This window comes from Pseudomonas sp. B21128, assembly GCF_044218865.1.
In the GTDB taxonomy this organism is placed as follows: Bacteria; Pseudomonadota; Gammaproteobacteria; order Pseudomonadales; family Pseudomonadaceae; genus Aquipseudomonas; species Aquipseudomonas iridis.
The window spans coordinates 2,618,480-2,637,612 of the sequence record NZ_CP162590.1 but is presented as its reverse complement, the minus strand read 5'-3'; the positions used below and the strand labels follow the sequence as shown (position 1 = coordinate 2,637,612).

The window sequence follows — 19,133 nt, the reverse complement described above, 5'->3', positions numbered from 1 at the left end:
GTTTCAGGTGAATCTCAAATCAGCGGCAATAAAAAACCCCGCCTGCTTATCGCAGGCGGGGTTTTTGCGTTACAGGGTAAGGCTGGCTTACATCATGCCGCCCATGCCACCCATGCCGCCCATGTCTGGCATACCGCCGCCAGCCGGAGCGTCTACTTTTTTGTCAGCGATTGCAGCTTCGGTGGTCAGGATCAGGCCACCGATGGAAGCTGCTGCCTGCAATGCCGAACGAGTCACCTTGGTAGGGTCCAGGATGCCCATTTCGATCATGTCGCCGTACACGCCAGTTGCAGCGTTGTAACCGTAGTTACCTTTGCCGTTCTTGACTTCGTTGACCACGACGCTTGGCTCATCGCCGGAGTTGGCAGCGATCTGGCGCAGCGGCGCTTCAACGGCACGACGCAGTACAGCGATACCAACGTTCTGGTCAGCGTTGTCGCCGGTCAGGTTGCTCAAGGCTTCCAGAGCGCGGATCAGCGCAACGCCACCGCCAGGTACCACGCCTTCTTCAACGGCTGCGCGGGTTGCGTGCAGGGCGTCTTCAACGCGGGCTTTCTTCTCTTTCATTTCAACTTCGGAACCAGCGCCAACCTTGATGACTGCAACGCCGCCGGACAGCTTGGCCAGACGCTCTTGCAGTTTTTCACGGTCGTAGTCCGAGGACGTTTCGGCAACCTGAGCACGGATCTGAGCGATACGCGCTTCGATGTCGCCAGCTACGCCAGCACCGTCAACGATGATGGTGTTTTCCTTGGAAATGGTCACACGCTTGGCGCTACCGAGATTTTCCAGGGTGGCGCTTTCCAGGCTCAGGCCGATCTCTTCGGAGATAACGGTACCGCCGGTCAGAACGGCGATGTCCTGCAACATGGCCTTGCGACGGTCGCCGAAGCCTGGAGCCTTGACGGCTGCAACCTTGACGATGCCACGCATGTTGTTCACAACCAGAGTCGCCAGGGCTTCGCCTTCAACGTCTTCGGAAACGATCAGCAGTGGACGGCCGGCTTTGGCAACGGCTTCCAGTACCGGCAGCATTTCGCGGATGTTCGAGATCTTTTTGTCGACCAGCAGAACCAGTGGGCTCTCCAGTTCGGCAACCATGGTCTCAGGCTTGTTGACGAAGTACGGGGACAGGTAGCCACGGTCGAACTGCATGCCTTCTACAACCGACAGTTCGTTTTCCAGGCCAGTGCCTTCTTCAACGGTGATCACGCCTTCTTTACCGACTTTTTCCATGGCTTCGGCAATGATTTCGCCGATGGAGCTGTCGGAGTTGGCCGAGATGGTGCCGACCTGAGCGATGGCCTTGGTGTCAGCGCATGGCTTGGACAGGTTTTTCAGCTCAGCAACAACGGCGATGGTCGCCTTGTCGATGCCGCGCTTGAGGTCCATCGGGTTCATGCCGGCAGCGACAGCTTTGTAGCCTTCGTTGACGATGGCCTGTGCCAGCACGGTAGCGGTGGTGGTGCCGTCGCCTGCGTCATCGTTGGCACGGGAGGCAACGTCTTTGACCAGCTGCGCGCCCATGTTTTCGAAACGGTCTTCGAGTTCGATTTCTTTGGCGACGGAAACGCCGTCCTTGGTGATGGTCGGAGCGCCGAAGCTCTTCTCGATGATCACGTTACGGCCTTTCGGGCCCAGGGTCGCTTTTACAGCGTCAGCCAGGACGTTGACGCCCTTGAGCATTTTCTTACGGGCGGAATCGCCAAACAGAACTTCTTTAGCAGCCATGATCGATATTCCTTAAATACTTTGTAGTAGCGGGAAAATGGACGGGGGTAATCAGCCTTCGATAACGGCGAGAATTTCGTTCTCGCTCATTACCAACAGGTCTTCGCCGTCGACTTTCACAGTGTTGCTGCCGGAGTAAGGACCGAACACAACCTTGTCGCCTTCCTTAACGGACAGTGCGCGCACTTCGCCGTTTTCCAGAGCTTTGCCCGGGCCTACAGCGAGAATCACACCGTGGTTGGCTTTTTCAGCAGCCGAACCTGGCAGGACGATACCGCCAGCGGTTTTCTTTTCTTCTTCGCTGCGACGGATTACGACGCGGTCATGCAGAGGACGAAGCTTCATTGTCGATCTCTCCTAATTGTGGTTTTCATCGGCCGGTGTAGTCCCGGCGGGTTTAACAAATCCGGCCTTCGCCGGGTGCGCCTCGTCGAGCGAGACGCGGAAGTCTGACTGGCGCAACTGCCAGAAACCTTTCGGTGACCGTTACATAAGGGCGCACAAGCTTATTACAAGGGCGGACGCAGAAAATTTTTCATCGCAACGCCCGGATGCAGCCCACATAAAAACCCGGCACCCGAGGGTGCCGTGTCGATCCAGGTGTCACTTGGTGTCGCGGTGCTCGAACTCGCCTTCGATCACGTTGGGCTCACGGCCCAGCGTATCGCGTGGGGCAGGCCCGCCGCGTGGTTGCAGATCGTCAGCGAACGCACGCTGGCGCATCGCCTGATCTTCGGCGCGCTGGCGCATTTTATTGGCCAGCAGTCGACGCGTGAACGGCAGCAGCATCACCAGACCGACCACGTCGCTGATGAAGCCCGGCAGAATCAACAAACCACCGGCCAGTGCCAGCATCAGACCTTCAAGCATGGTTTGCGCAGGCAGTTCGCCGCGGTTCAGGCTTTCACGGGCACGCAGTGCCGTGGCCAGACCGGCGACGCGCAGCACGAAGACCCCGAACATCGAGCCGAGAATGATCAGCAGCAGGGCCGGGAAGAACCCGATAGCCCCTGCCACTTTGACGAATACGAACAGCTCCAGCACCGGAAACAGCAGAAAGAGCAACAAAAAAGGGCGCATCTAACTTTCCTCTACGCAAGAAATGCCTTGCAGTAAGCCTTAGATGACGTCGCCCTTTCGTGAATTCAAGCGTCGGCCACTGCATTTTTTGGCCAATGCTCGGCGTGAGCCAGAGAAACCAAGGCTTCGCGCACTTGTATCGGCGTATGACATGGTGCTTGAAACGGCAACCAGTACAGCGCCTGACCGATGCGCAGGTGCATGCCTTCGGTGTCGATTCCGGCCAGTTGCGCCGGCACGGTTTTCGGCAGCCCGGCGAGATCGACGTAATGCGCGATGGCTTTGGCGTGGTCGCTGTTCATGTGTTCGACCATGCTGATCTCGGCTTTGCCGGCGAACGGGTTGGCCAAGGTCAGTTGATCGACCCAGTGAATGGCGCCGAAACCACCGATGTAGCGATGGCGCACCGGATTCAGCACCCAGAAATCGAATTCGTGAGCCTTGTGGTAGTTCTGCGAGTCGGGGAAGTAGCGGTAATAACGCTCGGCCGCCGCTTCAATGCAGGCGGTGTCTTCAAGCTTTTGCGCTTCGGCCAGATAGGTCAGGCGACCAACGGCCTGCACGTCATCTGCCTCGCGCTCACCCACCAGCATCGAGCATTTCGGGTCTTTTTGCAGATTGTGCGTGTGCTGGGCGATGCGGCTGATCAGGATCAATGGTCGGCCCTGCCCGTCCAGGCAATACGGCACGACGGAGCCAAAGGGAAAACCGGGCATGGATTTGGAGTGGGTCGAGAGCACTCCACGGTATTCCTTGAGAAGCAATTCTCGGGCATTCTTCGCCACTTCAACGCTCAATTTATGACTCCTTAAATAGAATCCGTCGAAAAAACGGACAGGTGCGCGGGATATGTTCCGCTCACCCTCGGGCAATTCTCAGGTGCAGCCAGGCCACATCCGGCGCAGATCGAGAGGCGCTCTGAAGGAAATCCACTCTGACCTGCTATCGGGGCATGCGAATGCAACTCAACGACAAAGTAATCATTATCACTGGCGGTTGCCAGGGTTTGGGCCGTTCGATGGCCGAGTATTTCGCCGGCAAAGGCGCGAAGCTGGCGTTGGTCGATCTGAACCAGGAAAAGCTCGACGACGCCGTCGCCGCCTGCAAAGCCAAAGGGGTCGAGGCCCGCAGCTATCTGTGCAACGTCGCCAATGAAGAACAGGTGGAGCACATGGTCGCGCAGGTCGCCGCCGATTTCGGCGCGATCCATGGTTTGATCAACAACGCCGGGATTCTGCGCGACGGCCTGCTACTGAAGGTCAAGGACGGCGAAATGACCAAGATGAGCCTGGCCCAATGGCAGGCGGTGATCGACGTCAACCTGACCGGCGTATTCCTCTGCACGCGCGAAGTCGCGGCGAAAATGGTCGAGCTGAAGACCAGCGGCGCAATCATCAACATCTCGTCGATATCCCGGGCAGGCAACGTTGGCCAGACCAACTATTCCGCAGCCAAGGCTGGTGTAGCGGCGGCGACCGTGACGTGGGCCAAGGAACTGGCGCGTTATGGCATTCGCGTAGCGGGCATTGCGCCGGGCTTCATCGAAACCGAGATGACCCTGGGCATGAAGCCGGAAGCGCTGGAGAAGATGACCGCGGGAATTCCGCTCAAGCGTATGGGCAAACCGCAAGAGATCGCCCATTCGGCGGCGTACATCTTCGAGAACGACTATTACACCGGTCGGATTCTGGAGATGGATGGCGGGCTGCGTATCTAACTATCGACACAAAACAACTGTGGGAGCGAGCTTGCTCGCGAAAGCGGTGTGTCATTCAACTCATCAGTTGTCTGACCCAGCGCTATCGCGAGCAAGCTCGCTCCCACAGGTTTTTCCGTGTTGCTGATGTATCAATCGTCGCTGATGGTGATGTTCGGCATCGCGGGTGTCGCCGCTTCCTGCAACACAATCCGCGCGCCAACGTGACGGGCCAGTTCCTGATAGACCATGGCAATCTGGCTGTCCGGCTCGGCGATCACCGTTGGCTTGCCGCCATCGGCCTGTTCACGGATCAGCATCGACAACGGCAGCGAGGCCAATAGCTCGACGCCGTACTGCGTCGCAAGCTTCTCACCGCCCCCTTCACCGAACAGATGCTCGGCATGGCCGCAATTGGAGCAGATGTGCACGGCCATGTTTTCCACCACGCCCAACACCGGAATGTTGACCTTGCGGAACATTTCCACGCCTTTGCGCGCGTCGAGCAAGGCCAGATCCTGCGGTGTGGTGACGATCACAGCGCCTGCCACCGGGACTTTCTGCGCCAGGGTCAACTGGATGTCGCCGGTGCCTGGCGGCATGTCGATCACCAGATAATCGAGATCGCCCCATGCGGTTTGCGTAACCAGTTGCAGCAATGCGCCGGAGACCATCGGCCCACGCCAGACCATTGGCGTGTTGTCGTCCGTCAGGAACGCCATCGACATGACTTCGACGCCGTGGGCCTTGAGCGGCACGAACCACTTCTGATCCTTGATTTCAGGGCGAGTGCGCTCGGGAATGCCGAACATGATGCCCTGACTCGGGCCATAGATATCGGCATCGAGAATCCCGACCCTGGCGCCTTCACGGGCCAGCGCCAACGCGAGGTTAGCAGCGGTGGTCGACTTGCCGACACCGCCCTTGCCCGACGCCACGGCCACCACGTTCTTGACGTTGGCCAGCCCCGGGATCTGCGCTTGAGCCTTGTGCGCAGCGATCACCGTGTTGACCTCGACTCTGGCAGTCACTACGCCGTCGAGATTTTCGATCGCCAGTTGCAGCAATTGCGCCCAGCCGCTTTTGAACAGACCGGCGGCGTAACCGATTTCCAGCTGCACATTGACGCGGTCACCGACGATCTCGATGTTTTTCACGCAACCGGCGCTGACCGGGTCCTGGTTCAGGTAAGGGTCGGTGTATTGGCTGAGGACGGCTTCCACCGCTGCGCGAGTGACGGCACTCATGGGCAACTCCGATAACAAGACTGGGAAAAGATGGCGGGTATCGTACCTGAATGAAACAGGTGCACAGGGTGAAAAATATGCGCCAGCGCTTTATAGTGGCCGACCTCCGTTTCATCAAGTAGCGAAGCCCTACATGTCCGAGCCACGCAAGATCCTCGTCACCAGCGCCCTGCCCTACGCCAACGGTTCGATCCACCTTGGCCACATGCTGGAATACATCCAGACCGATATGTGGGTGCGCTTCCAGAAGCATCGCGGCAATCAATGCATCTACGTCTGCGCCGACGACGCCCACGGTTCGGCGATCATGCTGCGCGCAGAAAAGGAAGGCATCACCCCGGAACAACTGATCGCCAACGTGCAGGCTGAACACAGCGCCGACTTTGCCGAGTTCCTGGTCGAGTTCGACAACTTCCACTCCACTCACGCCGAAGAAAACCGTGAGCTGTCGAGCCAGATCTACCTCAAGCTGCGTGACGCCGGGCACATCGCCCAACGTTCGATCACCCAGTATTTCGACCCGGAAAAGAAAATGTTCCTGGCCGACCGCTTCATCAAGGGCACCTGCCCGAAATGCGGCACTGAAGACCAGTACGGCGACAACTGCGAAAAATGCGGTGCGACCTACGCACCGACTGATCTGAAGGATCCGAAGTCGGCCATCTCTGGCGCCACCCCGGTGCTCAAGGATTCCCAGCACTTCTTCTTCAAACTGCCGGACTTCCAGGACATGCTGCAAACCTGGACCCGCAGCGGCACCTTGCAGGACGCCGTGGCCAACAAGATCGCCGAATGGCTGGACGCCGGCCTGCAACAGTGGGACATCTCCCGCGATGCGCCGTACTTCGGTTTCGAGATCCCGGGCGAGCCGGGCAAGTATTTCTACGTCTGGCTGGATGCGCCAATCGGCTACATGGCCAGCTTCAAGAATCTGTGCGACCGCACGCCGGAGCTGGACTTCGACGCGTTCTGGGCCAAGGATTCCACTGCCGAGCTGTACCACTTCATCGGCAAGGACATCGTCAACTTCCACGCCCTGTTCTGGCCAGCCATGCTCGAAGGCGCCGGTTACCGCAAACCGACCGCGATCAACGTACACGGCTACCTGACCGTCAACGGCCAGAAGATGTCCAAGTCGCGCGGCACCTTTATCAAGGCCCGCACGTACCTGGATCACCTGTCGCCGGAATACCTGCGCTACTACTACGCAGCCAAACTGGGCCGTGGCGTCGACGACCTCGACCTGAACCTCGAAGACTTCGTGCAGAAGGTCAACTCCGACCTGGTCGGCAAAGTCGTCAACATCGCCAGCCGTTGCGCCGGTTTCATTCAAAAGGGCAATGCCGGCCTGCTGGTCGACAACAATGCCGCGCCTGAACTGACCGAGGCTTTCCTCGCCGCCGCGCCAAGCATCGCCGACGCTTATGAAGCCCGCGACTTCGCCCGTGCCATGCGCGAAACCATGGCCCTGGCCGACCGCGCCAACGCGTGGATCGCCGACAAGGCACCGTGGTCGCTGAACAAGCAGGAAGGCAAACAGGATGAAGTCCAGGCGATCTGCGCCACCGGGATCAACCTGTTCCGCCAACTGGTGATCTTCCTCAAGCCGGTGCTGCCGCTGCTGGCCGCCGACGCCGAAGCGTTCCTCAACGTCGCCCCGCTGACCTGGAACGACCACACCACCCTGCTGGCCAATCATCAGCTCAACGAATTCAAGCCATTGATGACCCGCATCGACCCGGTAAAAGTACAAGCGATGAGCGACGCCTCGAAAGAAGACCTGACCGCCAGCCAGACCGATACCGGCGCAGCCGCCCCTGCGGGCAACGGCGAGCTGGCCAAGGACCCACTGTCACCGGAAATCGACTTCGACGCATTCGCTGCGGTCGACCTGCGCGTTGCACTGATCATCAAGGCTGAAGCCGTGGAAGGCGCTGATAAGCTGTTGCGCCTGACCCTGGATATCGGTGACGAGCAACGCAACGTGTTCTCCGGGATCAAGAGCGCTTATCCGGATCCATCCAAGCTCGACGGTCGCCTGACCATGATGATCGCCAACCTCAAGCCGCGGAAAATGAAGTTCGGTATTTCCGAAGGCATGGTGATGGCGGCAGGTCCTGGCGGTGAAGAAATCTACCTGCTGAGCCCGGACAGCGGCGCCAAGCCAGGTCAGCGCATCAAGTAAGACTCTGCGGCAAATCGATCCCACAGGCGTGCGCGCATGCCTGTGGGATTTTTCATATCTGGCCCACTCACCGTCGCTGCCGGATAATGCCTAACCTTATGAGACATCCGCCCGTTTCGCCGGCAGCCCCATGACCGAACTCGTGCTTACGCTTATCAGTGCTGCGCTGCTCAACAACTTCGTGTTGCACTGGCCGCTGGGCGTCGATCCGCTGTTGGCGGGCAGTCGTCGGCAGGTGCATGCGCTGGGGCTGGCGACCTTGTGTCTGATGGTGATCGTCGGCGTGGTCGGCTACACAATCTGGCACTGGCTGCTGGTCCCCCTGCAACTGCAAGCGCTGCGCCTGTTCGTGTTTTTGCCATTGAGCGTGTTGCTGATCGCGCCGCTGCTGAAACTCTTGGCGCGTGGGTTGCCGAACCTGCCGTTCGAGGGTTTGTGGCCGCTGTTGCTGGGCAACGCCGGCGTGCTTGGGCTGGCGCTGATCAATGCGCAGAGCGATCAAGGCCTGTTGCACGCGGCAGCAATGAGCCTCGGTGCCGGGCTGGGTTTCTGGCTGGCGCTGAGCCAGTTCAGCGATTTGCGTGAGCGTACAACCGACAACGATATTCCCCTGCCCTTTCGTGGCCTGCCGATCGACCTGATCGGCGCCGGACTGATCGCAGTGATTTTTCTCGGATTCAGTGGACTGATCAAAACATGAGTCTGATTCAACGCATCGACGCCCTTCTGCCGCAGACACAGTGCGGCAAGTGCGGTCATCCAGGATGCAAACCTTACGCACAGGGCATCGTCGACGGCGAGCCGATCAACAAGTGCCCCCCGGGTGGTGATGAAACCATCGCGGCGTTGGCCGAGCTGTTGAAAGTGCCGGTGCTGGAGCTGGACGTCAGTCGCGGTTCGGCACCAGCGCAGGTGGCTTACATCCGCGAAGCCGAATGCATTGGCTGCACCAAGTGCATTCAGGCCTGCCCGATTGATGCCATCGTCGGCGCGGCGAAATTGATGCACACCGTTCTGATCGACGAATGCACCGGTTGCGACCTGTGCGTGGCGCCCTGCCCGGTGGACTGCATCGAAATGCATCCCCTGCCACCGAGCACACTCCCTGTGGTCGGTGGCCTCGCGTTCAGTCTTGAAGAACAGCGCGCGCGCGCCGCCAAACGTGATCACGCCCGCCAGCGCTTTGAACGACGCAATGCCCGCCTGCAACGCGAAGAACAACACAAACAGGCTGAGCGCGAGGCGCGAGCCAAACGCGCCGCTCAATCTGAAGTGACAACGCCCGACCCAGTGCAAGCTGCACTGGAACGCGTGCGCGCGCAAAAATCCGCAGGCGCCGACGCCGCATTGAAAAAAGCCAAGATCGATGTCGCGATGAGCCGTGCGCAACTGCATAAATCGCTGAAAGCCTTTGGTCATCCGCCGACCTTTGAACAGCAGTCGCAATTGATCGTGTTGCAGCAGCAATTCGAAGTGGCTGAACAGGCTTTGGCCAAACTCGAAAGCAGCGCACCCGCCACTCCGGCAGCGCCAGCGCCGGCGAAAGACGCGGACCTGAAACGGGCAAAAATTCAATTGGCCATGCGCCGCGCCGAACTGAAAAAGGCCCAGACCGCCGAAGCGCCGACCGCGCAGATTGCCACGCTGGAACAGGCGTTACGTGACGCCGAGCAAGCGCTTCACGCCGCCGAAGCGGCCAGCGATCAGCCTGCGCCTGACCTGGTGCGCGTGGAAAAACGCCCGATCGACAGCCAACTTCGCCAGTTGAAAACCGAATTGGCCTACGCCCGCGCTGACCTGAACAAACTCGAACGACGCGCTGACACCCCGGCCGAAACCCTCGACAAGGCCCGCGCGCGCCTGCAGGACGCCGAGCGCCAGGTGCAAGATCATGTCGCGCCTTGAGACACCCGACGATCGCCTGCAACAGGCGATGAGACTGGTGCTGCTTGCCATGCTGCCGGGGCTGCTGAGCTTGTTGTGGTTTTACGGATGGGGCGTATTGATCAATCTGATCCTTTGCGTCGCCTGCGCACTGGCGGTCGAGGCAGGCGTCGCACGCCTGCGCGGGCAAGTGTTGCAGCCGCTGCTCGGTGACGGCAGCGCACTGGTCAGCGCGACTTTGTTGGCCGTCACCCTGCCGCTCTATTGCCCTTGGTGGCTGACGATGACAGCGACCGCCGCAGGTCTGCTGTTTGGCAAACATCTGTACGGCGGCGTGGGCAAAAACCCGTTCAATCCGGCCATGCTCGGTTTTGCCTTGGTCATTGTGATGTTCCCGCAGCCAATGACCCAATGGCCGGCCCATGGCATGGCGCTGCTCGACGCCTCGCAACAGGTATTCAATCCGGGGCAGGCCCCGGACGCCTGGGTTCAGGCCACAGCCCTGGACAGCCTGCGCATCAATAAAAGCCTAACCATCGATGAATTGTTCGCCGTCAACCCGGCCTTCGGGCGCTTCGGCGGGCGTGGCGTGGAGTGGGTCAATCTGGCGTTTCTCGTCGGCGGGCTGTTTCTGCTGCAAAGGCGAGTATTCGGCTGGCACGCGCCCGTCGGTATGCTCGCCAGCCTGTTTTTAGTCAGCCTGCTGTGCTGGAACGGCTCGGGCTCGGACTCCCACGGCTCGCCGCTGTTTCATCTGCTGAGCGGTGCCACCATGCTCGGCGCGTTTTTCATCATCACCGAACCGGTATCCGGGGCAAAAAATGCGCTGGCGCGTGTGCTGTTCGGCGCCGGAGTCGGACTGCTGACTTACCTGATCCGCACCTGGGGTGGTTACCCGGACGGCGTCGCGTTCGCGGTGCTGTTAATGAATCTCTGCGTGCCTGCACTCGAGCGTTTCGCCGTGCGCCGACAGACACCGGTGCGCCCATGAACCGCACAAAGAGCGCACTCACGCTGCTGCTGTTGGCTTTCGTCGGCATCACGGCGACGTATCTTGTGCAACGCAGCAATGCGCCGCAGATTGCCGCCGAACAACGTCTGCTCGACAGTCGCAAACTGCTCGACGTGCTCGCCCCGGACAGCTACGACAATCAACCACTCGAACAGCCGCTGGCCCTGGCGGACGTTGCCTTGCGCCACAGCACGCTCACCGGCGGCTATCGCGCGAGCAAAGCCGGGCGACCGGTCGCGGTGTTGCTGCGCAGCCGAAGCAAGGGTTATGCCGGCAGCATCGAACTGCTGATTGCCATTGATGGTCATGGAAAATTGCTGGGGGTAAAAACCCTCACGCAAAATGAAACGCCCGCGCTCGGCGGACATCTGGGCGAATGGCCGAATGCATGGCTGTCGGTGTTTATCGGGAAATCGAGTGACGAGCCGACGGATGCCGGTTGGGCGCTGAAAAAGGATCAGGGGCAATTCGATCAAATGGCCGGTGCGACCATCACTTCCCGCGCGGTGATCAACGCTGTTCATGACGCTCTGCGTTATTTTGACCAACAGCGTGTGGCATTGCTGGGGAGCCCACCATGAACCGCACGGCGCACGTGGCGAATTCATTGATGCTCATGCTTTTGCTCGGGACGACGAGTTCGTTGGCTGGCGCGCTGGGCGCGATCTTGATGTTCGCGGTGGTAGTGGGCGCCTATGGCTTGTGCATGTCTTTTTTACGCTCGCACCTGACGCCTGCGGCCACCTGGTCAGCAGCCCTGCTACTCGCCGCGACGCTGACCAGTTGTGCCGAGGTCTTCGCGCAACGCTGGTTTCTTGCGTGGCATCAGGCTTTTGGTCTGTATGCGGGGTTGATTGCCTTGCAGTGCCTGGTACTCGAACACAACGGATTTTTCCGCCAGACACCGAGCGAGCGCCTCAAGCTAAGCGGTATGTTCAGCGCCTTGATGGTGATACTCGCCGTCGTGCGTGAGCTCGCAGGCCAGGGTCGCTTGGGCCGAGGACTGTCAGAACACTGGCAAGGTCTGGTTTTATTCAGCGAGGGCCTGCCTCTGGCAACCCTGGTTCCCGGCGCACTGATTATGTTGGGGTTGCTGCTCGCGGCCCGTCAGGCGTGGACTCGCTCGAACTCTATCCCCAAGGAAACGCATCGCCCATGAATGCCGCAAAACGTCTTGAGATTTTCCGCCGACTGCACGAAGACAATCCCGAGCCGAAAACCGAACTGGCCTACTCCTCGCCCTTCGAATTGCTGATTGCGGTGATTCTTTCGGCGCAGTCGACCGACGTTGGCGTAAACAAGGCGACGGCCAAGCTGTACCCGGTCGCCAACACCCCGGCAGCGATCTACGCGCTGGGCGTCGAGGGGCTGTCCGAATACATCAAGACCATCGGCCTCTACAACAGCAAGGCCAAAAACGTCATCGAGACGTGCCGCTTGCTGGTCGAACGCCACAACGGTGAAGTGCCGCAAACGCGGGAGGAGCTCGAAGCGTTGCCCGGTGTCGGTCGAAAGACCGCCAACGTGGTGCTCAACACGGCGTTCCGTCAGTTGACCATGGCCGTAGACACGCACATCTTCCGGGTCAGCAACCGCACGGGCATCGCCCCCGGCAAAAATGTGGTCGAGGTGGAAAACAAGCTTATGAAGTTTGTACCAAAGCAATTCCTGCTCGATTCCCACCACTGGCTGATTCTTCACGGACGCTACGTGTGTCTGGCGCGCAAGCCGCGGTGCGGCAGTTGCCGAATCGAAGACTTGTGCGAATACAAACAAAAAACATCGGACGATTGATCAGTTATAGAAATAAATGAGTGATCGATTGAAAAAATCTTTTTTACCCGCCGCCGGAATGTCGATATAAGGGGCGCCAACGGCAGTCTTAGGGCGGGAGTCAATCTGATGAGTACTGATAAAGAGGAACTGGAACTGGAAGTGGATGATGACCCCACGGACGACGCCGAACCCGTGGTTGAAGTCGCCAAGACCAACCTGAGCAAACGCCGCACGATCGACAACCTGCTGGAGGAGCGCCGACTGCAAAAGAAGTTGGCCGATTACGACTTTGATTTCTGATATTTGAAAGCCTCCCGAAACGGAGGCTTTTTCGCTTTTGATGGCTAGCTGAATTCGATCGGCCCATGACCCCGTCAGCGACTGAAGTATTCAGACAAGCCCGTTTCGCTGGGCCAGCTCGATCAGATCAACCAGTGAACGCGCATTGAGTTTCAGCAACAAGCGGGTCTTGTAGGTACTCACTGTCTTGTTACTCAAAAACATTCCATCGGCGATTTCCTTGTTGGTCTTCCCCCGCGCCAACTGTTGCAACACCATCATCTCGCGCCCGGAAAGGCGATCCACCATGTCTGCTTCACTGGCATTGCCCAAGCTGGTACGTACGGTGTGCAACGCCTGATTGGGAAAATAACTGTAGCCAGATAAAACAGCTTTGATCGCACTTAGCAATTCGGTCAAATCCTGCTGTTTGCATACATAACCCGCCGCCCCCGATTGCATGCAACGCATTGAAAAATGACCCGGCGCCTGGGAAGTCAATACCAGGACTTTAATAGGCATTGCGACCGACGTCAGTCGTGCAATGACTTCCAGACCATCAAGTTTCGGTATTCCAATATCCAGAATGACAATATCCGGCATTTGTTCGCGAGCCAGTTGTAATGCATCCACGCCGTTATCCGTTTCTGCAATGACTTCGTAGCCATGACGTTCCATCAGCATACGTACCGCAAGACGAATGACGGGGTGGTCATCCACGATCAGCACTTTATTCATGGGCAAGTCCAGTTTCGCTGTTCGAATTTTTAGAACACGCACAATAGCCCAGCCCTTTGCTCTATGGCATGTCAGGTCTCTCATGCACTTGCATCGAGAGACGTCCCCTACAGCCATCGAGGAATAATCCTACAAAAAACCGGTATCGCTATAAACACCCGACAAAAAAACACTCAACCCATCTGCAAAACTTCCGATTTTCACTTGTAACAGTGCGCGACCCATATCGGCCGAAGAGCCGCCTCGAGAGCCGTTTTCATGACCGTCAATCGGCAGCTCGGTGCGCAATGCCCGCATCACACCTGAAATATTGCGCAAATCAGAAACATCAGGCAATGACGGCAATCTCCTACAAACCTCCGCTACACGTCAGAAAATCATAAACACTTGAAACAAGATATTTATATTCAAATAAGTACTTTTACTATAAACAGAAAACAGCAAACCTCAACTTACTCACGCATAAAAACATACAACCCACTCATAAGGCCCCACCTGAACAGGAGAGCAAGAGCATGTTAAAAATCAGAAAGAGAATTACTAATCCGATGACGGTTATCGCCATATTTGCCGCAATTTCGGAAGGCTCCGCCGCGGTATCTTTACCGTTTCTTGACAACGAAGATCGGGAGATCTATGTGTGGTTTCTTATCAGCTTCCCTTTTTACTTGTTATTTCTTTTCTTTATTACTTTGAACTTCAATCATCGCACGCTCTATTCACCCTCGGATTTCGGAAAAGACAAAAGCTTTTTAAAAGTCATCGACAACGATGACCGCGACAGCAAACGGCACGCACCGCCGCATGAGCCCGATACACAGGCGACTTTCGGCCTATCAAGTCATATCGTCGCCAGCGAAACCTCTGCTGCACGGCGCAGGGACTCGTGCAAAGTCCATAACGCATCTGACCCGCCGCCTGGCATCAGTGCGAAGGCGCCCCTGAGGGTTCAGCACAGCATTCAGCTGTCCGAGTCTTTCAGCAACCTGCACATCATTGATGCACGAGATATTGATGTGTCGAGAGAACTCGCCACAATTCTGGAAAAAATCCCACGAACCGACAGGAAAACGGTGCGGGTGATCATGTTTCTTTCCAACCATGTGTCGGACGGCTCACTGACGAAAAGAGCGTTACTGCGGATCAGGCATGCGAATAAAGGCTCAGGCACAACACTCTGTATTATCTACAACCTGTGTTCACAGACGGTCACGCTGCTGGGAAGCGCTTGAAGCATGGGGGATAGCAGCGCAAGCAAACGCAAAAGGGACATTGCAGGTAAGCGTCGGACAAAAGAATTCTATAAAAAAGGGCGGCCCGTCTCGAAGACGGGGCCGCCCTTTTTAGTGCGCGTCAGTCTGAAAATCAGAACAGCTTGCGGCCCTTGTTGGCAGCAATGCGCATACGCAGCGCGTTGAGCTTGATGAAGCCCGCCGCGTCAGCCTGGTTGTAAGCACCGCCATCTTCTTCGAAGGTCGCGATGTTGGCATCGAACAGCGAATCGTCGGACTTGCGGCCCGTCACGATCACGTTGCCTTTGTACAACTTCAGGCGAACCACACCATTCACGCTGGTCTGGGAAGCGTCGATCATCTGTTGCAGCATCAGACGCTCAGGGCTCCACCAGTAACCGGTGTAGATCAGGCTGGCGTACTTCGGCATCAGCTCGTCTTTCAAGTGAGCGACTTCGCGGTCCAGGGTGATCGATTCAATGGCGCGGTGAGCACGCAGCATGATCGTGCCGCCCGGAGTCTCGTAGCAGCCGCGAGACTTCATGCCGACATAACGGTTTTCGACGATGTCGAGACGGCCGATACCGTGAGCACCACCGATCTTGTTCAGCGTCGCCAGCACGGTGGCCGGGGTCATTTCGACGCCGTCCAGCGCAACGATGTCGCCGTTACGGTAGGTCAGTTCCAGGTACTGCGGGGTGTCGGGCGCCTTCTCCGGGGAGACGGTCCAACGCCACATGTCCTCTTCGTGCTCGGTCCAGGTGTCTTCCAGCACGCCGCCTTCATAGGAGATGTGCAGCAGGTTGGCGTCCATCGAGTACGGGGATTTCTTTTTGCCGTGGCGCTCGATCGGGATCGCGTGCTTCTCGGCATAGTCCATCAGCTTCTCGCGGGACAGCAGGTCCCACTCACGCCACGGCGCGATCACTTTCACGCCTGGCTTGAGCGCGTACGCACCCAGTTCGAAACGCACCTGATCGTTGCCCTTGCCGGTGGCGCCATGGGAAATGGCGTCAGCGCCGGTTTCGTTGGCGATTTCGATCAGGCGCTTGGCGATCAGTGGACGTGCGATGGAAGTACCCAGCAGGTACTCGCCCTCGTAAACGGTGTTGGCACGGAACATCGGGAACACGAAGTCACGCACGAATTCTTCGCGCAGATCGTCGATGTAGATTTCTTTGACGCCCATGGCCTGAGCCTTGGCGCGGGCCGGCTCGACCTCTTCGCCTTGACCGAGATCAGCGGTGAAGGTCACCACTTCACAGTTATAAGTATCCTGCAGCCACTTGAGGATCACCGAAGTGTCCAGGCCGCCGGAATACGCCAGAACGACCTTGTTTACGTCCGCCATGCCATCACTCCACGGGGTTCTACGGAAAGCCGAGGAGTCTACCGCCCAAACGCGATAATTTACAGAGGCGCGACAGCTTAAGACGACAAAGCGACAGAATCTGTCGAGGGCGCGACGATGACCAGCGGGTCAGGAAGTTGCCGCAGCGTTCGCCGGCGTGCTGGCAGTGGGTGCAGGTGCGGTCGTCGGGGCTACTCGCGCAAGGTGCACGTTGACCCGACGGTTCTTCGCGCGGTTGCTCGCATTGGTGTTAGGAACCAATGGGTAGCGCTCACCATGGAAACGTACGGTGATTTGCGATTCCTGAATGCCATTGGCCTTGAAGAAATCAACCACGGCCAAGGCCCGACGACGAGACAGTTCGCGATTGGTCAGACGATTGCCGCTGTTGTCCGAGTGGCCATCGAGTTCGATGTGATTAACCGTCGGATCAGCCTTCATGTACTCAAGCATCACTTGCAGCTTGGCCTTGGCAGCGGCATCGAGCTCGATACCTTCGCCAGGGAAGCCGATCTGCGATCGTTTAACCTGTTCGAAATTCTGCGGCAGCAATTTCGCCACACAGCTCTGGTAATCGTTGAAGGCCTTGCTGAACCTGACCGGCAACAAACGCACTTCCGAGACCCGACCATCGCCCGAGGCGCGACGGACAACAGGACTGCGCCCATCCATCAGACCACTGATCAAGCCGCCGGCCTGAGACTGCGAGCTGTTGAACAGGACGTTGCCGCTGCCCAGTCTTACAGTGCCCAGGTTGATGTCGCCACGCCCCGGCTGCCAAGGTGCTGCGGCGGCGAGCAACGTTGCCGAACCGCCGCCGAGCATGGCGTTGTAGGCATTCAGACGGAAGATCGCCTGCTCACCGGCCTTGCGCACGAACTCACCCGAGCCGAAATCCGTGATCGGTTGTGTCAGACGGCACTCGAACTTGTCGCCCGCGACCGTCCACTCAATGTTCTCCAGGCGAGTCTGGTACGTAAGCGCCATCGCAGGAAAACTGGCAAACACACTGAGCAAGGCTAAATATCGCTGGCGCACGGGAGGCTCCATTGGCTTCTGAAACACAAAGACCGATTCACACTACGTTTACGGCATACCTACGGGATATCGGAAGGTTCCCGCAAAACTTGATAGCGAGTGCCTGCAAGAGTCTTTTCCGGTAGCATTCCCCTCAGTTTGACCCGCCTGGAATCCCCTCATGTCCGACCGCCTGACCCTGCTGCGTCCCGACGACTGGCATATTCATCTTCGCGATGGTGCCGTGTTGACCAATACCGTTGCCGATGTTGCGCGCACGTTTGGTCGCGCCATCATCATGCCCAACCTGGTACCACCGGTGCGCAACGCCGCTGAAGCCGACGGCTATCGCCAGCGGATTCTCGCTGCCCGCCCGGCCGGCAGTCGCTTTGAGCCGTTGATGGTGCTGTACCTTACCGACCGCACCCAGCCCGAAGAAATTCGCGAGGCCAAGGCCAGCGGTTTCGTGCACGCCGCCAAGCTGTACCCGGCCGGCGCCACCACCAATTCGGATTCTGGCGTCACCAGCATCGACAAGATCTTCCCGGCAATCGAGGCCATGGCCGAAGTCGGGATGCCGTTGTTGATTCACGGCGAAGTCACCCGTGGCGATGTCGACGTGTTCGACCGCGAAAAAATCTTCATCGATGAGCACATGCGTCGCGTGGTCGAGCGTTTCCCGACGCTCAAGGTCGTTTTCGAACACATCACCACCGCCGATGCCGTGCAGTTCGTCAACGAGGCCCCGGCCAACGTTGGCGCGACCATCACCGCGCATCACCTGCTGTACAACCGCAACCACATGCTGGTGGGCGGTATTCGGCCGCACTTCTACTGCCTGCCGATCCTCAAGCGCAACACCCATCAGGAAGCCCTTCTCGATGCCGCCACCAGCAGCAGCGCGAAGTTCTTCCTCGGCACCGACTCGGCGCCGCACGCCCAGCACGCCAAGGAAGCCGCTTGCGGCTGTGCTGGCTGCTACACCGCGTACGCCGCCATCGAGATGTATGCCGAAGCCTTTGAACAACGCAATGCGCTGGACAAGCTCGAAGCCTTTGCCAGCCTCAACGGCCCGCGCTTCTATGGCCTGCCGGTGAACACCGATCGCATCACCCTGGTTCGTGACGAATGGACCGCCCCAACCAGCCTGCCCTTTGGCGAGCTGACCGTTATCCCGCTGCGCGCCGGTGAAAAACTGCGCTGGCGCCTGCTGGAGGAACACGCGTGAGTGAAGACCATTTCGACGACGAACTGGACGGTCAAAGTGGCGGCGGCGGTTCCCGTCACCCAATGGCAGCACGCTTTCGCGGCTACCTGCCGGTTGTTGTCGACGTAGAAACCGGCGGCTTCAATTCGGCCACCGATGCGTTGCTGGAGATTGCCGCGACCACTATCGCCATGGATGAAAAGGGTTTCGTTTATCCGGATCACACCTACTTCTTCCGTGTCGAGCCGTTCGAAGGCGCCAACATTGAAGCAGCAGCGCTGGAGTTCACCGGCATCAAGCTGGATCACCCGCTGCGCATGGCTGTCAGCGAAGAGACGGCTCTGACCGACATCTTCCGCGGCATCCGCAAGGCGCTGAAGGCCAACGGCTGCAAGCGCGCGATTCTGGTCGGTCACAACAGCAGCTTCGACCTTGGCTTCCTCAATGCCGCCGTTGCACGACTGGACATGAAGCGCAATCCGTTCCACCCGTTCTCCAGTTTTGACACGGCGACGCTGGCCGGTCTGGCTTACGGCCAAACCGTACTGGCGAAAGCCTGTCAGGCGGCCGACATTGATTTCGACGGTCGTGAGGCGCACTCCGCGCGTTACGACACCGAGAAAACCGCTGAGCTGTTCTGCGGCATCGTCAATCGCTGGAAACAAATGGGCGGCTGGGAAGACTTCAACGACTGATCC

21 protein-coding genes are annotated in these 19,133 nt (G+C 58.5%); 12 read left to right on the top strand and 9 right to left on the bottom strand.

The window, feature by feature from the left end:
- Nucleotides 1-87 precede the first annotated feature (87 nt).
- The 4 genes from groL to AB4P91_RS11725 form a co-directional block, all read right to left on the bottom strand.
- On the bottom strand, nucleotides 88-1,731 hold the full coding sequence (gene groL, locus AB4P91_RS11740; protein WP_150592796.1) for a chaperonin GroEL: 1,644 nt from the start codon (nucleotides 1,729-1,731) through the stop codon (nucleotides 88-90).
- A 51-nt stretch (nucleotides 1,732-1,782) separates the two neighbouring features.
- Nucleotides 1,783-2,076: a co-chaperone GroES gene (locus AB4P91_RS11735; RefSeq protein WP_007916610.1), complete on the bottom strand. Its 294-nt coding sequence runs from the start codon at nucleotides 2,074-2,076 to the stop codon at nucleotides 1,783-1,785.
- A gap of 258 nt (nucleotides 2,077-2,334) precedes the next feature.
- The gene (locus AB4P91_RS11730) at nucleotides 2,335-2,811 is read right to left on the bottom strand and encodes an FxsA family protein (RefSeq protein WP_150592795.1); all 477 of its coding nucleotides are present in this window, start codon (nucleotides 2,809-2,811) and stop codon (nucleotides 2,335-2,337) included.
- Nucleotides 2,812-2,876: 65 nt separating this feature from the next.
- Nucleotides 2,877-3,608 carry a HugZ family protein gene (locus tag AB4P91_RS11725; RefSeq protein WP_395604840.1) on the bottom strand — a complete coding sequence of 244 codons (732 nt, stop codon included), beginning with the start codon at nucleotides 3,606-3,608 and terminating at the stop codon, nucleotides 2,877-2,879.
- A 161-nt stretch (nucleotides 3,609-3,769) separates the two neighbouring features.
- On the opposite strand from AB4P91_RS11725, the gene AB4P91_RS11720 reads away from it, so the two are divergent.
- Complete coding sequence (locus AB4P91_RS11720) at nucleotides 3,770-4,528, top strand: SDR family oxidoreductase (RefSeq protein WP_150601719.1); 759 nt, start codon at nucleotides 3,770-3,772, stop codon at nucleotides 4,526-4,528.
- Between the two features lie 131 nt (nucleotides 4,529-4,659).
- On the opposite strand, the gene apbC is transcribed toward AB4P91_RS11720, so the two are convergent.
- Entirely contained in the window at nucleotides 4,660-5,754 is a 1,095-nt protein-coding gene (apbC, locus tag AB4P91_RS11715) for an iron-sulfur cluster carrier protein ApbC (RefSeq protein ID WP_150592792.1), read from the bottom strand.
- A 133-nt stretch (nucleotides 5,755-5,887) separates the two neighbouring features.
- Between apbC and metG the strand changes: the two genes are divergently transcribed.
- From metG to AB4P91_RS11675, 8 genes are all read left to right on the top strand, one after another.
- Nucleotides 5,888-7,939 (top strand): methionine--tRNA ligase, encoded by a 2,052-nt coding sequence (gene metG / locus AB4P91_RS11710; RefSeq protein ID WP_395604839.1) that lies wholly within the window; start codon nucleotides 5,888-5,890, stop codon nucleotides 7,937-7,939.
- 130 nt (nucleotides 7,940-8,069) lie between these two features.
- The gene (locus tag AB4P91_RS11705) at nucleotides 8,070-8,639 is read left to right on the top strand and encodes an electron transport complex protein RnfA (RefSeq protein WP_395604838.1); all 570 of its coding nucleotides are present in this window, start codon (nucleotides 8,070-8,072) and stop codon (nucleotides 8,637-8,639) included.
- Nucleotides 8,636-9,844 carry an electron transport complex subunit RsxB gene (gene rsxB / locus AB4P91_RS11700; protein ID WP_395604837.1) on the top strand — a complete coding sequence of 403 codons (1,209 nt, stop codon included), beginning with the start codon at nucleotides 8,636-8,638 and terminating at the stop codon, nucleotides 9,842-9,844. Before AB4P91_RS11705 ends, rsxB begins: the two co-directional genes overlap by 4 nt.
- Nucleotides 9,831-10,814, top strand: a complete 984-nt coding sequence (locus AB4P91_RS11695; protein WP_395604836.1) for an RnfABCDGE type electron transport complex subunit D — start codon at nucleotides 9,831-9,833, stop codon at nucleotides 10,812-10,814. Before rsxB ends, AB4P91_RS11695 begins: the two co-directional genes overlap by 14 nt.
- The gene (locus AB4P91_RS11690) at nucleotides 10,811-11,416 is read left to right on the top strand and encodes an RnfABCDGE type electron transport complex subunit G (RefSeq protein WP_150592787.1); all 606 of its coding nucleotides are present in this window, start codon (nucleotides 10,811-10,813) and stop codon (nucleotides 11,414-11,416) included. The genes AB4P91_RS11695 and AB4P91_RS11690 overlap by 4 nt, the downstream gene beginning before the upstream one ends.
- Nucleotides 11,413-11,994 (top strand): Rnf-Nqr domain containing protein, encoded by a 582-nt coding sequence (locus AB4P91_RS11685; RefSeq protein WP_395604835.1) that lies wholly within the window; start codon nucleotides 11,413-11,415, stop codon nucleotides 11,992-11,994. The genes AB4P91_RS11690 and AB4P91_RS11685 overlap by 4 nt, the downstream gene beginning before the upstream one ends.
- On the top strand, nucleotides 11,991-12,629 hold the full coding sequence (gene nth / locus AB4P91_RS11680; RefSeq protein WP_047302889.1) for an endonuclease III: 639 nt from the start codon (nucleotides 11,991-11,993) through the stop codon (nucleotides 12,627-12,629). The genes AB4P91_RS11685 and nth overlap by 4 nt, the downstream gene beginning before the upstream one ends.
- A 108-nt stretch (nucleotides 12,630-12,737) precedes the next feature.
- The gene (locus AB4P91_RS11675; protein ID WP_115147783.1) at nucleotides 12,738-12,911 is read left to right on the top strand and encodes a PA3496 family putative envelope integrity protein; all 174 of its coding nucleotides are present in this window, start codon (nucleotides 12,738-12,740) and stop codon (nucleotides 12,909-12,911) included.
- Between the two features lie 90 nt (nucleotides 12,912-13,001).
- Here AB4P91_RS11675 and AB4P91_RS11670 read toward each other — a convergent pair whose 3' ends face one another.
- Entirely contained in the window at nucleotides 13,002-13,628 is a 627-nt protein-coding gene (locus AB4P91_RS11670) for a response regulator transcription factor (protein ID WP_042560733.1), read from the bottom strand.
- Nucleotides 13,629-13,757: 129 nt separating this feature from the next.
- Entirely contained in the window at nucleotides 13,758-13,964 is a 207-nt protein-coding gene (locus tag AB4P91_RS11665) for a hypothetical protein (protein ID WP_395604834.1), read from the bottom strand.
- 179 nt (nucleotides 13,965-14,143) lie between these two features.
- Between AB4P91_RS11665 and AB4P91_RS11660 the strand changes: the two genes are divergently transcribed.
- Nucleotides 14,144-14,860 carry a hypothetical protein gene (locus tag AB4P91_RS11660; protein ID WP_150592785.1) on the top strand — a complete coding sequence of 239 codons (717 nt, stop codon included), beginning with the start codon at nucleotides 14,144-14,146 and terminating at the stop codon, nucleotides 14,858-14,860.
- A 133-nt stretch (nucleotides 14,861-14,993) separates the two neighbouring features.
- Here the strand turns inward: AB4P91_RS11660 and AB4P91_RS11655 are convergent, their stop codons facing one another.
- Together AB4P91_RS11655 and AB4P91_RS11650 are read right to left on the bottom strand one after the other, a co-directional pair.
- Nucleotides 14,994-16,211, bottom strand: coding sequence for an argininosuccinate synthase (locus AB4P91_RS11655; protein ID WP_042560735.1), 1,218 nt, complete (start codon nucleotides 16,209-16,211; stop codon nucleotides 14,994-14,996).
- A gap of 129 nt (nucleotides 16,212-16,340) precedes the next feature.
- Nucleotides 16,341-17,249, bottom strand: a complete 909-nt coding sequence (locus tag AB4P91_RS11650; RefSeq protein WP_150592784.1) for an OmpA family protein — start codon at nucleotides 17,247-17,249, stop codon at nucleotides 16,341-16,343.
- A 160-nt stretch (nucleotides 17,250-17,409) separates the two neighbouring features.
- Between AB4P91_RS11650 and pyrC the strand changes: the two genes are divergently transcribed.
- Nucleotides 17,410-18,456 (top strand): dihydroorotase, encoded by a 1,047-nt coding sequence (gene pyrC / locus AB4P91_RS11645; RefSeq protein WP_395604833.1) that lies wholly within the window; start codon nucleotides 17,410-17,412, stop codon nucleotides 18,454-18,456.
- Nucleotides 18,453-19,130 (top strand): ribonuclease T, encoded by a 678-nt coding sequence (gene rnt / locus AB4P91_RS11640; protein WP_042560738.1) that lies wholly within the window; start codon nucleotides 18,453-18,455, stop codon nucleotides 19,128-19,130. The genes pyrC and rnt overlap by 4 nt, the downstream gene beginning before the upstream one ends.
- The last annotated feature ends 3 nt before the right edge of the window (nucleotides 19,131-19,133 follow it).

What these genes read in the sequence shown, in the direction of transcription:
- apbC (WP_150592792.1), bottom strand. Translation starts at nt 5,754, where the DNA reads ATGAGTGCCGTCACTCGCGCAGCGGTGGAAGCCGTCCTCAGCCAATAC.
- nth (WP_047302889.1), top strand. Translation starts at nt 11,991, where the DNA reads ATGAATGCCGCAAAACGTCTTGAGATTTTCCGCCGACTGCACGAAGAC.
- metG (WP_395604839.1), top strand. Translation starts at nt 5,888, where the DNA reads ATGTCCGAGCCACGCAAGATCCTCGTCACCAGCGCCCTGCCCTACGCC.
- AB4P91_RS11705 (WP_395604838.1), top strand. Translation starts at nt 8,070, where the DNA reads ATGACCGAACTCGTGCTTACGCTTATCAGTGCTGCGCTGCTCAACAAC.
- AB4P91_RS11675 (WP_115147783.1), top strand. Translation starts at nt 12,738, where the DNA reads ATGAGTACTGATAAAGAGGAACTGGAACTGGAAGTGGATGATGACCCC.
- AB4P91_RS11685 (WP_395604835.1), top strand. Translation starts at nt 11,413, where the DNA reads ATGAACCGCACGGCGCACGTGGCGAATTCATTGATGCTCATGCTTTTG.
- rsxB (WP_395604837.1), top strand. Translation starts at nt 8,636, where the DNA reads ATGAGTCTGATTCAACGCATCGACGCCCTTCTGCCGCAGACACAGTGC.
- AB4P91_RS11660 (WP_150592785.1), top strand. Translation starts at nt 14,144, where the DNA reads ATGTTAAAAATCAGAAAGAGAATTACTAATCCGATGACGGTTATCGCC.
- AB4P91_RS11655 (WP_042560735.1), bottom strand. Translation starts at nt 16,211, where the DNA reads ATGGCGGACGTAAACAAGGTCGTTCTGGCGTATTCCGGCGGCCTGGAC.
- AB4P91_RS11720 (WP_150601719.1), top strand. Translation starts at nt 3,770, where the DNA reads ATGCAACTCAACGACAAAGTAATCATTATCACTGGCGGTTGCCAGGGT.
- groL (WP_150592796.1), bottom strand. Translation starts at nt 1,731, where the DNA reads ATGGCTGCTAAAGAAGTTCTGTTTGGCGATTCCGCCCGTAAGAAAATG.
- AB4P91_RS11690 (WP_150592787.1), top strand. Translation starts at nt 10,811, where the DNA reads ATGAACCGCACAAAGAGCGCACTCACGCTGCTGCTGTTGGCTTTCGTC.
- AB4P91_RS11735 (WP_007916610.1), bottom strand. Translation starts at nt 2,076, where the DNA reads ATGAAGCTTCGTCCTCTGCATGACCGCGTCGTAATCCGTCGCAGCGAA.
- AB4P91_RS11670 (WP_042560733.1), bottom strand. Translation starts at nt 13,628, where the DNA reads ATGAATAAAGTGCTGATCGTGGATGACCACCCCGTCATTCGTCTTGCG.
- AB4P91_RS11695 (WP_395604836.1), top strand. Translation starts at nt 9,831, where the DNA reads ATGTCGCGCCTTGAGACACCCGACGATCGCCTGCAACAGGCGATGAGA.
- pyrC (WP_395604833.1), top strand. Translation starts at nt 17,410, where the DNA reads ATGTCCGACCGCCTGACCCTGCTGCGTCCCGACGACTGGCATATTCAT.
- AB4P91_RS11730 (WP_150592795.1), bottom strand. Translation starts at nt 2,811, where the DNA reads ATGCGCCCTTTTTTGTTGCTCTTTCTGCTGTTTCCGGTGCTGGAGCTG.